The sequence below is a fragment of the Paenibacillus sp. FSL P2-0173 genome (assembly GCF_038008045.1).
In the GTDB taxonomy this organism is placed as follows: Bacteria; Bacillota; Bacilli; order Paenibacillales; family Paenibacillaceae; genus Paenibacillus; species Paenibacillus polymyxa_B.
Genome location: NZ_JBBOYK010000001.1, coordinates 1,945,156 through 1,957,509 on the forward strand (window position 1 = coordinate 1,945,156; position 12,354 = coordinate 1,957,509).

General features: G+C 45.6%; 12 protein-coding genes and 1 tRNA gene. 7 read left to right on the top strand and 6 right to left on the bottom strand.

The annotated features are described in order from the left end of the window. From thiM to thiE, 3 genes are read left to right on the top strand one after another with little or no spacing between them, the layout of a single operon-like run. Entirely contained in the window at positions 1 to 843 is an 843-nt protein-coding gene (thiM, locus tag MKX30_RS08540; protein WP_179086212.1) for a hydroxyethylthiazole kinase, read from the top strand. Further along, entirely contained in the window at positions 840 to 1,670 is an 831-nt protein-coding gene (gene thiD / locus MKX30_RS08545; protein ID WP_069080420.1) for a bifunctional hydroxymethylpyrimidine kinase/phosphomethylpyrimidine kinase, read from the top strand. The genes thiM and thiD overlap by 4 nt, the downstream gene beginning before the upstream one ends. Further along, entirely contained in the window at positions 1,667 to 2,380 is a 714-nt protein-coding gene (thiE, locus tag MKX30_RS08550) for a thiamine phosphate synthase (RefSeq protein ID WP_069080421.1), read from the top strand. The genes thiD and thiE overlap by 4 nt, the downstream gene beginning before the upstream one ends. Here the strand turns inward: thiE and MKX30_RS08555 are convergent. The 3 genes from MKX30_RS08555 to MKX30_RS08565 form a co-directional block, all read right to left on the bottom strand. Then, positions 2,325 to 2,492, bottom strand: coding sequence for an aspartyl-phosphate phosphatase Spo0E family protein (locus MKX30_RS08555; RefSeq protein ID WP_071558335.1), 168 nt, complete (start codon positions 2,490 to 2,492; stop codon positions 2,325 to 2,327). The genes thiE and MKX30_RS08555 overlap by 56 nt on opposite strands. Positions 2,493 to 2,884: 392 nt before the next feature. Continuing rightward, complete coding sequence (locus MKX30_RS08560; protein ID WP_341062723.1) at positions 2,885 to 4,303, bottom strand: helix-turn-helix domain-containing protein; 1,419 nt, start codon at positions 4,301 to 4,303, stop codon at positions 2,885 to 2,887. A 158-nt stretch (positions 4,304 to 4,461) separates the two neighbouring features. Beyond that, the gene (locus tag MKX30_RS08565; RefSeq protein WP_076295599.1) at positions 4,462 to 5,436 is read right to left on the bottom strand and encodes a LacI family DNA-binding transcriptional regulator; all 975 of its coding nucleotides are present in this window, start codon (positions 5,434 to 5,436) and stop codon (positions 4,462 to 4,464) included. 185 nt (positions 5,437 to 5,621) lie between these two features. Here MKX30_RS08565 and MKX30_RS08570 point away from each other — a divergent pair, with 185 nt between their 5' ends. After that, positions 5,622 to 6,965 carry a 6-phospho-beta-glucosidase gene (locus MKX30_RS08570; protein WP_013311670.1) on the top strand — a complete coding sequence of 448 codons (1,344 nt, stop codon included), beginning with the start codon at positions 5,622 to 5,624 and terminating at the stop codon, positions 6,963 to 6,965. Between the two features lie 95 nt (positions 6,966 to 7,060). On the opposite strand, the gene MKX30_RS08575 is transcribed toward MKX30_RS08570, so the two are convergent. Further along, positions 7,061 to 8,035 (bottom strand): nitronate monooxygenase, encoded by a 975-nt coding sequence (locus MKX30_RS08575; protein WP_023990023.1) that lies wholly within the window; start codon positions 8,033 to 8,035, stop codon positions 7,061 to 7,063. A gap of 191 nt (positions 8,036 to 8,226) precedes the next feature. On the opposite strand from MKX30_RS08575, the gene MKX30_RS08580 reads away from it, so the two are divergent. Then, positions 8,227 to 8,835 (top strand): TetR/AcrR family transcriptional regulator, encoded by a 609-nt coding sequence (locus tag MKX30_RS08580; protein WP_053325995.1) that lies wholly within the window; start codon positions 8,227 to 8,229, stop codon positions 8,833 to 8,835. A gap of 127 nt (positions 8,836 to 8,962) precedes the next feature. Here the strand turns inward: MKX30_RS08580 and MKX30_RS08585 are convergent. Next, positions 8,963 to 9,036 (bottom strand) — tRNA-Arg (locus MKX30_RS08585). Between the two features lie 174 nt (positions 9,037 to 9,210). Between MKX30_RS08585 and MKX30_RS08590 the strand changes: the two genes are divergently transcribed. Next, the gene (locus MKX30_RS08590) at positions 9,211 to 9,504 is read left to right on the top strand and encodes a DUF4870 domain-containing protein (RefSeq protein ID WP_016324668.1); all 294 of its coding nucleotides are present in this window, start codon (positions 9,211 to 9,213) and stop codon (positions 9,502 to 9,504) included. Positions 9,505 to 9,823: 319 nt separating this feature from the next. On the opposite strand, the gene MKX30_RS08595 is transcribed toward MKX30_RS08590, so the two are convergent. Beyond that, entirely contained in the window at positions 9,824 to 10,183 is a 360-nt protein-coding gene (locus MKX30_RS08595; protein WP_013311672.1) for a hypothetical protein, read from the bottom strand. 163 nt (positions 10,184 to 10,346) lie between these two features. On the opposite strand from MKX30_RS08595, the gene asnB reads away from it, so the two are divergent. Further along, positions 10,347 to 12,191, top strand: coding sequence for an asparagine synthase (glutamine-hydrolyzing) (gene asnB, locus MKX30_RS08600; RefSeq protein ID WP_028541532.1), 1,845 nt, complete (start codon positions 10,347 to 10,349; stop codon positions 12,189 to 12,191). Positions 12,192 to 12,354 lie beyond the last annotated feature (163 nt).

The following is a 12,354-nucleotide window of genomic DNA, read 5'->3' on the forward strand; positions in this document are numbered from 1 at the left end:
ATGAGTACATGGGAAAAAAGTTATTCGGATCTCCTGACGAAGGTACAAAACAGCAAACCCCTCGTTCACAATATGACCAATGTGGTAGTCACTAACTTTACGGCCAACGGCCTGTATGCATTGGGCGCCTCCCCGGTGATGGCCTATGCACCCGAGGAAGTAGCAGACATGGCAAAAATAGCGGGAGCCGTCGTGTTAAACATCGGTACGCTGAACCGCGAACTGGTGGATGCCATGATCATTGCTGGACAATCGGCGAATGCACACGGTGTTCCGGTCCTGCTAGATCCGGTCGGTGCGGGAGCAACGAGCTTTAGAACCGAATCGGCACTGCGAATCCTGAGAGAAGTCAAAATCTCATTGGTGCGGGGCAATGCAGCCGAAGTCGCGCATCTTGTTGGAGAAGCGCGTGAGATTAAAGGCGTAGATGCTGGTGACAGTGCTGACAGCGGAAATGTCGATCTGGCAATTCGGGCTGCTCAAACGCTCAATACAATGGTTGTCATTACTGGAAAAGAGGACGTCATCACCGATGGGGCCGAAGCACGAATGATAAGCGGTGGAGACGCGCTGCTCACGAAGGTAACCGGAGCAGGCTGCCTGCTGACCTCTGTGTTAGGTGCCTTTGCAGCTGTTGAACCCAGCCTGCTGCTCGCAGGTACAGCAGGCTTGGCATTTTACGGTGCAGCAGCTTCCCGAGCCGCAGCACGTACCGCAGAGCTGGGGCCCGGCAGCTTCCAGATTGCCTTTCTCGACGAGCTCGCCAAACTACATACAGGTTCGCTAGAGGGGCATGTCACTGTCCGTGAAGCCGGAACAACCACAGCAGGTGGTGCGCGATGACAGACGTTCGTGTACCCAGAGCACTGACGATTGCCGGTTCGGACAGTGGCGGCGGGGCCGGGATTCAAGCCGATCTCAAAACCTTTCAGGAGCTTGGCGTTTACGGCATGTCGGCTATTACGGCCATTACCGTACAGAATACTTTAGGGGTCCACGGCGTATATCCGCTGCCACAGGAAGCAACAGCGGAACAGATCGAAGCTGTAGGATTAGACCTTGGAGTGGATGCCCTGAAGACTGGCATGCTGTTTCATGCGGGCATCATCCGTCTTGTGAGCAAGCAGATTCGAAAGTTCGGCTGGAAAAAGGTTGTCGTCGATCCCGTGATGATTGCCAAGGGAGGCGCAAAGCTGCTGCAGCCAGAAGCGATGCAGGCTCTGAAGGACGACCTGCTCCCCTTGGCCCTGGTCGTTACACCGAATATCCCGGAGGCGGAAGCCCTGACAGGGATCAGTATCCATACGATGGAGGATCGCCGCGAGGCTGCGAGACATATTAGCAGTATGGGATCAAAATTCGTTGTGATCAAGGGTGGCCACGCTGACGAGAGCGAGAGCAGCGAACAGATTGTGGACCTACTCTTTGACGGAACCGCCTTTACAGAGCTGAGCGGCAAGCGAGTACGGACTGTTCATACACACGGAACAGGATGCACCTTCTCAGCAGCGATTACCGCGGAATTAGGGAAAGGGATGTCTGTACCGGAGGCTATCTCGAATGGCAAAGCCTTCATCCAGGCAGCGATTGAGGAACCTTTGCAGCTTGGACAAGGACATGGACCCACCAATCATTGGGCCTACCAACGTCGTCAGGAGGTGCTGCTATGAGCGGTAGAATGTTGTCAGAGGTGGTGCGCCGCCAGCTACAGATGTACCTGGTGCTTGGAAGCGTGAATTGCCTCGCGGAACCAGGCTGGGTCGTGCAAGAGGCTCTAGCTGGCGGCGCAACCATGGTCCAGTTCCGGGAAAAGGGTCTCGGCGCGTTAACGGGCGTTCCTATGTTCGAACTTGCGCGCCAGCTACAGGAACTGTGCCGTCACGCTGGTGTCCCCTTCATCATCAATGACGATGTGGAGCTGGCTCTTGAACTCGACGCCGACGGTGTTCACATCGGTCAGGACGATGAATCCGCCGAATCCGTCCGCGAGCGAATCGGAAATCGAATTCTAGGCGTCTCTGCCCATACCATTGAGGAAGCACGTCGAGCCATCCTGCAAGGTGCTGATTATCTCGGCGTCGGACCCATCTATCCCACCATCTCGAAAGATGATGCCCATGCCGTACAGGGACCGGCAATTTTATATGAGATGCGTAAAGCGGGAATTGATGTGCCGATTGTTGGGATCGGAGGTATTACAGTGGACCGTGTTGAGGAAGTCGCACGTGCAGGTGCAGATGGTGTGGCGGTGATTTCAGCCGTGACACAGTCAGAACAGGTTAGAGGTGCGGTCAAGGAATTAAAGAAAAATATGGTATCATTTCTCAATGATCCGATCTACATGTTTGATAATGATTCAACAGATCATCCAGCTTTTTAGATTGTTCTATTACTTTGGGATGTGTTAAAAATCCATACTTTTTCTGGACCTGGTACAGTTTCTTCCTAGCTCGTTCGACACAAAGTAAAGTCACACCTTGGTTCATCAGCATGATCCCTCCTATATGTCATATTTTATGACAAAAAGACGTTTTTTGGATTTTCGAATGATGCGCCTAACAAAAAAAGAACATCCCAAAAGTTTGCATAAACAAAGATGCCCCTAAATCCACGTTAAAAGAGCCTCCGTTTCCACTAATTAAGTGGAACAGAGGCCCTTTTCATAAAGAAATCCAATGAATATAGAGCATACATGCCAATTCTGACCTAGAGATTAACCTTATTTGGTTTGATCTCTAATAGTCGCTGAACTCCCCAAACTTGAACTAGTCGGTGAGAATTGTCTTTGTTTCTAGCCGTTTAAGCACCTCCAATTTGTACGTGAGGCGTTATTCTTTGATTTTGGTTATGCGACTGAACAGGCATTGCTAAAATAAACAAGAAGCTAGCTGCGATGACCAGCAGAATCATTTTTTTCAACATTGTCTAACCACACCTTTTCTAATAGTTTGAAATACTCTTCCCTTGTTTCGGGAAGCGCATGTGCTTGGAAATGTGCAAAAAGCCCTGTACAGTTTATAAAATAAGTCTCATTGTTTAGTAGGTGGGCTTTTACCAGTGCATATATTAAGTGTTTAAAGCCATCATTGTACATTCCCCGCCTTAAATAGTAATAAGCCAGTTCGTAACCAAACCATGCAAAATAATCCGGCATCACTTGTTGGGTGTACATATCAGTAGATTGTGATAGCAGAGCAAAAGAATTAATCTCCACTTCAAAACGTGAAAGGATATCATTGATATCTATTGCATATCGGTTAGCAGCAATCATAACGTTCAGCAACTTGGATAGCTTTTCATTCTCGGTAGTGATTGATGTGGATGCAATATATTCAACATAATGAGGAAGCACATTGGTATCTCCAGATAGGAGTCTATTTACAAAAGTATTACCTTCTGCCCAATGCTTGAACAAGTTGACCCAGTGTTGGGTTTCCTGGTCTGTCTCGATCACCCAATCTAAATCAGAGTAGGCGTACGTAAATTGTAATGCTTGCTGATAATCGCCTTGCGCTTCACAGACACTCGCACACAGTAAATCAGCATAGGTAATGTACACAAACATCGGGCGACTCAGCCTCTGTTCAGACTCCTCCCACTCTCGCTTTTTCTGTTGATGTTTCAAAGAATATTGGATCTCCGCTTTGGCTCTCATTTTTCGAGCAGTTGCATCGAGCTTGTCCCATTCACGCAGAGAACGATACACATTCGCCAAATCTTTTAACGCATCGAGTTGATCTATTTCATTCAGACGTTCCACAAAGGGTTCAAATCGTGTAGCCGCCTTGAGATTTCGGATCTGATTGTTCCCTACCTGAATGGTAAACAGACGATACTGACAGACAGCCAAGCGTTCAGAGTGCTGGTACTTCTCGCCTTCCGCAATCCCTTCGTAGAGCAACAATGCAGCATTGTGCTGACCTTGTGCGAATAATTTTTCTGCTGCATCAAATAACTTTGGGGAATATAGAAGATTGTCCATAATATGTCCCACTACAAGCTGGATAGCATCCAACTTGTCCAGTTCCGCACAGCGAAACAACAACGGCTCAATTCGCCTCCAATCCGGGGAACGCTCAATGATGTAGTTATCTATGTATAGTTCGTAAAAAAAACCTTCTGGTAGTCCCATAGCCCAAGTGATTCGATCTAGCTGATGTATCGCAACAGGACGATGCTTGGCAATCCAATTATTAAGTGTTCTTTGATGAACACCTGAATATTCGGCAAATTGTGCCAGCGTCAAATTATTTTCCCCTAAATAATCCTCTAACTTCGCCAAAATCGTAGGTGTATGTCCCAAGTCATAACCACCCTTCATACAAAAAATCCAAATTTTATACTTTCACCTCAAATTATTCACCAATTATTAACATGTGTCAACATTTTTCTTCCATTATTCCTACTATATAAACTTGAATATGGTAATTAATAACCACTAACATGAAGTTCCTTTTGGAATCAGGTGGTCGCTCGTTCTACTAATTTGAATTCCAGATGATGTATCGTTTCATCCAGCCCTTCAAGGGCATTGCAAATCATAATGAACGCATTCTCCGCTTGCTTGTCTATCGGATAATGAATCGTAGTTAAATCAAGCAAATGCGAGATTTCGGTGTTATCAAAGCCTACTACTGCAAAATCGCTTGGTACAGAAACACCGAGTCTCCGTGCTTCAGTCAAAAGACCTGCTGCCAAATAATCGGTAGAACAGGCAAAGGCATCCGGTCTATCTGTTTGTTCTCGTTCTGCCCACCAATGAGCTATTTGTTCACCAGCTTCTATTGAATTTAAATCATAAAAATGCGGGAAGGCCTCAGCATCCAAATCGTATTTTTCGCAAAAGTCATGATAAGCTCGAATGCGTTCTTTTGTGTTCAACCCCCGCATGCTGCCGTACACATTCACAATTTTCCGATATCCTCGGGCGTACAAATGTTCCAACGCCATCGTATAGCCCTGATACTGATCCATAAATACAGACGGGATTGCCTCAATGTTTACACGCTGCCAGGTCACAATCGGACCATATTTTGTATAGTGCTCAATCACACTCCACTCATTAACACGAATCATACAGACCAAGGCGTCCAGTTGCTTTCTCCGCAACATTTCCAGCGCTTCAAGTTCTCGCCCCTTCTCCCCATTCGTAATAAACAGTGCTATATTAAAGCCATGCTCCTGGGCATACATTGTAAATCCACGCACAAATAAACCCAATGAATCATTAAAAGAAAGTGAAATAATCCCTATGAGCTTGGTCATGCCTTTTTTTAAAGATACCGCATTTAGATTAGGAACATAATCCAGTCGGTCTATGACCTCCTGCACACGCTGTCTTGTCGGTTCACTTACGTACGGATGGTTGTTGATGACACGGGACACCGTAGCCGAGGATACACCTGCCAGCTTTGCAATTTCATGAATATTCGCCATTTTTCTCACCTCGTTCTTTCTATTTTAGCATGTTCGTGTTCAGCATGTTCGTAGTGCCCGCCCTATAATTGTCACCTTCCCAAAATAAGTTTTTTAAAAGCGCTTGACCTGTAATGCATTACAGGGATTACAGTGAATTTGTGCTTAAGAAAGCGGTTAAAAAACATACTTAGGAGGCACTAACCATGAAAAAAGGCATAAAGATTGCAACCATTGGCGGAGGTTCCAGTTATACACCAGAATTAGTAGAAGGCTTCATCAAACGTTATGCAGAGCTTCCCATTCGGGAATTGTGGCTGGTAGATATTGAGGCAGGACGTGAAAAACTGGAGATCGTAGGCGCCATGGCCAAACGGATGGTGAAGGCCGCAGGCATTGATTGTGAGGTACATTTGACCCTGGATCGTCGGGAAGCGTTGAAGGACGCCGATTTTGTAACGACCCAATTTCGGGTAGGCTTGCTGGAAGCCCGGATTAAGGATGAAAGTATTCCGTTAAAACATGGCATGATCGGTCAGGAGACCAATGGTGCCGGAGGAATGTTCAAAGCGTTTCGCACCATACCCGTTATCCTCAGTATTGTCGAAGATATGAAAGAACTGTGTCCGAATGCATGGTTGATTAATTTTACCAACCCTGCGGGTATGGTCACCGAAGCTGTGCTTCGTTATGGTCAGTGGGATAAAGTCATTGGATTATGTAATGTTCCAATCGGCGCGATCAAGAGTGCATCGGCTGTGCTGGACAAACCGGAAGAAGAGTTGTTCTTTAAATTTGCAGGGATTAACCACCTTCATTGGCACAAAGTTTATGACAAAACAGGAGCAGAATTAACAGAGCAAGTCATTGAAGGACTGTACGCTCCGGGCGCAAAGCCAGAGAAAGTCGTTGAAAATATTAAGAACATGCGCTTCCTGTATGATCAAGTTCGTCAATTGAAAATGCTGCCTTGTCCTTACCATCGGTATTACTATATGACGGATAACATGCTCAAGGAAGAATTAGAGGAAGCCAAAAACGAAGGAACTCGGGGTCAAGTGGTCAAACGTCTGGAAGAAAGTCTGTTTGAATTGTATAAAGATCCGAATCTGGATTACAAACCAGAGGAACTATCCAAACGCGGCGGTGCGCATTACAGCGATGCAGCCTGTGAGATCATTAATTCCATTTATAACAACAAAGGCACATTGATGGTGGTTAGTACACGTAACAATGGTGCGATTGATGATGTTCCTTATGATAGCGCCATCGAAGTGACCAGTGTCATTCGCGCCCATGGTGCCGAACCTGTCAACTTTGGCAAATTCCCACCTGCACAGCGGGGCTTGCTGCAAGTGATGAAGGCAATGGAAGAGCTGACGATTGAAGCGGCGGTCACCGGTGACTATGCAACCGCACTGCAAGCCTTCACCCTGAATCCGCTCGTACCAAGCGGGGACATTGCTCAAACCGTACTGGATGAATTGCTGGAAGCACATAAAGAGCATTTACCGCAATTTTTTGCTCATAAGGAGAAGGCAACGGTATAAATTTATAAAACAGATTGTTCATGCTGGACGTATGAAAAAACGGTCGTCTCCCTCATTTCGGTTGGGATCACGGCCGTTTATAATGACATTAACTTTTAAACTTCAAACTTAGTCATCTTAGATATTGTTTCATGGTATCCTTCTAATACATCATTTATGATATCTTTTACACTCTTAATCTCAGTTATTAGTGGTACTATTTGTCCTACCATAACAGCGCCCTTCTCTTCAACGTCGCCTTCCAGCATCGCCTTTTTCAAAGAACTTTCAGCAACTTCTTTTAGTTTTACTGCTGCTTCTTTTTTGCTGTAATTGTTTTCAATTTCCGTCATTTCCTCTGAAAGCTTGTTCTTCAATTGTCTGCATGGCTCATCAGTAGAATATCCTGTTATCACAGTCTCCATGTCACCAGCTTTTAACATGGCATCTTTTACATTTGCATGTACTACTGTTTCCTCTGCGCACATAAAAATGGTTCCCATTTCAATGCCTTCAGCACCAAGAGCGATAGCTGCTGCCATTCCTCTTCCATCTGCAATACCGCCAGAGGCTATCACTGGTACAGATAAGCAGTTCGCTGCTTGTGGAACAAGAACCGTTGTTGCTTCATAAGTAGTATGTCCGCCACCTTCCCAGCCTTTTACAATAACTGCATCAGCCCCCGCCTTCTCCGCAGTCATTGCATCTTGAATTGTACTTGCTTTTACGATTACTTTTATTCCTAATTCATGCCATATAGAAAAGTATTTTCGGGATAACTCAAAATCAAGTCCCACTAGCGTATCTGCATATATTACTGGTGGTTTTTCCTCCGAAGCAACTTTAGTTACATGATCTAATAATTCAGAGTTCATAATTACATTGATTCCAAACGGTTTACTCGTAAGATTTCTTGTAGCAATAATCTGGTCCCTAATAAAATCTAAAGGAGCAAATCCTACTCCTAATACACCAAGACCTCCACTTTCAGAAACTGCTGCAACTAATGGTGCTGTTGAAACCCAAGCCATAGGTCCTTGAATAATTGGTTTTTCAATTCCTAAAACTTTACATAAACGATTGTTAGACATAAAAAATTCTCCTTTTCATATTGAACAAAATGGATACCATTTATACAAATATTCTTTTATATTAAGATTATAATAAAGAAAAAAGATTCAGAATATCAGTAAGGCTTACCCTGAATGTTGCTTAAACAACAGTTCTGATAGCTTTTGTTGTTTTTAAAATGTAGAATTAGTGAATTGGAGTGTGACACATATTGAATGAGATAACAGACTTACGTGTTGTGAAAACACTTGAAAATATAAAACATGGGTTTGCTAAATGTATTAGTCAAAAAAACTTTTCATCTGTTTCCGTAAAAGATATTACTACAACTGCAAGAATTAATCGTTCTACATTCTACAAATATTATGAAGATAAATATCAGCTAAGAGAATCATTGGTAAAATCAACATTAGAAGAACTTTCAAACAATATTAATCTAGCATCTTTTAATCTGGAGAATAATGACATCGAATCCTTGAATGCTTTAAGAAAACAACTCCAATTTATGTATGATCATAAAGATTGGTACCTTATATTGTGGAATAAAAATATGGAGTTATATGTCTATGAAGATATGACACGCATATTTGAAAGGAGAACCGGGGAATGTCTTCGTGAAAATAGCAATGGAACAGAAATTACGAAGAAGGAACTTTCAGAAAAGCAGGAGTTATTAACTCGTTTGTTTGCAGCATCTGCAATGACAACGGTTAAATGGTGGTATGAATATTCACCAAATATGACTCCAAAGGATGTGGCAAATATTATTATGGATAATATCAAATTTGGAATGCATCATACCTTCTTTCAAGCTCCATGAACATGGAATACCCTCTCCATTAGCTTCACCGGATAAAATCCACCATGTGCGCAGGTATCGTAGCGCAGCGCTTTGGCAGCACTGAAAAACAAAAAAGCTTCCTACATGTAGGAAGCTTTTTGCTATACGTCCCAGGAGGGATTCGAACCCCCGACCGACGGCTTAGAAGGCCGTTGCTCTATCCAGCTGAGCTACTGGGACAAGATGGTGATCAATAAAACCTTATGTATTCAGCGCATTGATTATTATATCACAATTCGGCCAACTGTCAAAAGCATTTTTTTATGATACAGGGAAGCTGGCTGCAAAAGGAATCATTTGGACGCTAACGGGGTATTATGTACAAAGAACCATGCATAAAGGAGGGGTTAATCCGTGAGAGGTCTTTTGTCGTCACTTTGTTATTTCAGCATTTTCTTCGCACCTTTTCTAGTACCTGTCATTGTGTGGATTGCAGTACGGGACGAATATGTTCAGGGACATGCAAAAAAGGCTATTTTATCGCATATTTTCCCCATTATTGCGGCAATTCCGCTAGTGTATTTTATTATTACGGCGAATCATGCAGGTTCAGTGATCGGGTTTGTACTGCTATTCGTAGTGGTCTATCTCGGGGTTTTTGTTTATAACATCTACAAAGGGATTATGACGCTGCGTGAAGCGGCTTAGTTCAAAAAGAAGCCTCCTGCATACCGCAAATTTGGCGGGATACGGAGGCTTCTTTAGGGTCATTTTTGATGAGTTGCTGTTGCTATTTAGTTCAATGGCTGCTTATTTATTCCCAAAGCGTTTAGGACTTTTCCGTACTTCATGTCTTACGTTTTTCTCCAGCACTTCTTCCGCGAACTCATTGTTATGAATATAACTGCTGCCTTTGTTTTTCTTATACTTCGCTTTGCCGTCTATGATTTCCCCCTCCTTTCACGCTGATCTGGCGATGGCGCCGGAGCCCAAATCAACAAAAGCCGAGGCATAGCACACCATATCCTCATGCCCCGAACTCCTTGGCGAACTCTGTGCTGAGCTGCCCATAGGAGAGCAATTCTTTTTTAAACTTCTCTCGCTCCTCACCAGCAGTAATGTGTGTAGAGTCGGTAAAAGCCTTGTCTGTCACTTCCTCAAATGCCGAATGCAGATTATTGTCGTACCAATCCAGCTCCAGATCGGCGTCATTGCGGATGATCCGTACCATGTCATAGTCATGCTGACCATCCGTCTGATCCTTGGCCGTGATATAGACCAGCAATTCCGGGTCATCTGCGGCACCGGGCCGCACCTCTACCTCAGCGCAGCGCACTCCGTCAAGTTCAGTGAAGCGGCGTATTTTGGCATCCTTGATGTAGTACATGGTCTCCCTCCTTCCTTGCGAGTAGACGGGTTTCCCCATCTGTAGTTTTCGGAACGGACAGACATTTTATGCTTCTTTTCGGCATATATACTGATGAACTGGGGATTTAGTTTTTGATTCATTCCAACACTGGATGAACACGACAAAGAGAGGATGAACAGACATGTGCGGAATTACAGGTTTCATACAGTGGAACGGAGACTTAATGCATCAATCTGAGCTGCTGCTGAATATGACACAAACGCTCTCCGATCGCGGACCGGATGCTGCGGGTACCTGGATATCCAACCCGTGTGCCTTCGGACACCGAAGACTGAGCGTAATGGACCCGGAAAATGGCGCTCAGCCCATGATCCGGCAGCTGGAGGATATCACTTATACGATTGTATATAACGGGGAAATATATAACGCGCCTGAGCTGAAAAAAGAGCTGCAACAGCGCGGGCATTTTTTCCGTACACAATGCGACACGGAGGTGCTGCTCGAATCCTATATCGAATGGGGCCCTGAATGTGTGGATCGGTTAAACGGCATTTTTGCGTTTGCGGTCTGGGATAGCGAGCGGGAGCAGGTATTTCTGGCACGGGATCGGCTGGGAGTGAAGCCGTTATTTTATAGCCAGACCGAAGAAGTATTCGTATTTGGCTCAGAACCCAAAGCACTGCTTCAGCATCCAGCAGTAGAAGCAGCAGTGGACGCCGAGGGATTGGCCGAAATTTTTATCATTGGGCCTGCACGTACCCCCGGACACGGCGTCTATTCGTCCATGAAGGAGCTACGTCCCGGGCATACGCTAACCTACACCCGCGACGGCGTGCGCATTCAAGCCTACTGGAAGTTGGAAAGCATTGCGCATGAGGATAACACCGAAGAAACGGCGCTCAAGGTACGAGAACTGTTGCTGGATACGGTGGAGCGGCAGCTCATTTCGGATGTTCCAGTGTGCACCTTATTGTCTGGCGGGCTGGATTCAAGCGCTCTATCCGCATTAGCTGTCGATTATTACAACCGTACCGGGCAAGGACAAGTTCATACGTATTCGGTGGATTATGTGGATAACGACAAGCATTTTAAAGCCCATGCGTTTCAACCCGGAGCCGATGCCCCCTGGATTCAGCGGATGGTGGATGAATTAGGGACAAATCATCACTGGATTGAATTCGATACACCAGAAGTCGTAGCAGCTCTGAACAACTCCACACTAACGCGGGATTTACCCGGCATGGCGGACGTGGATTCGTCGCTGTATCTCTTTTGCCGGGAGATTAAAAAAGGAGCCACGGTCGCTATTTCCGGCGAGGCTGCGGATGAAGTTTTTGGCGGATATCCTTGGTTCCACCGGGAAGATATGCTGAATTCGGGTACATTCCCGTGGGCAGTTGCACCCGATATGAGAGCCAGTCTGTTGTCTCCCGAGGTACGGGACTGGATCAAGCCGCTGGAGTATTTGAACGATCGCTACTCAGACGCGGTAGGAGAAGTGCCGAAGCTACCGGGGGAAACAGGAAAAGCTGCGCAAATGCGCGTCATGTCCTATTTGAACATCACCCGCTTTATGCCTACTCTACTGGATCGCAAGGATCGGATGAGTATGGGAGCCGGACTCGAAGTGCGGGTGCCGTATTGCGATCATCGATTGGTACAATATGTATGGAACATTCCGTGGAGTATCAAGATGACAGGCGGACGTGAAAAAGGTATTTTGCGCAAGGCGCTGGAGGGCGTATTGCCGGATGATGTGCTGTATCGCAAAAAAAGCCCATATCCCAAAACGCATAACCCTTCCTATCTTGAGGCTGTGAAAAAGCAGGCGTTGCAGCTGCTGGATGATTCCTCTTCCCCACTGCTCAAGCTGATCGATGCGCAAAAGGTACGCGATATTGCCGCCTCACCGGAGGCATCCACCAATCTGCCTTGGTTTGGTCAGCTGATGTCGGGTCCCCAGTTGTTTGCCTACTTGGCTCAAGTGGATAACTGGTTGCGCACTTACAAGGTAGCTATTCGATAAGCTACACTGAATGCTGGAGCAATAGAGCTTCTAAGCGGCAGCGGCAATTTTTCGCTGTGTACTATATGGGGAACAGAAAGTACCAAAAAGGCTATCCGCAGCTCATGACTGACGGATAGCCTTTTTTTTCGTTATGTGAATGGGGGGGATGATTTCTCCCCTG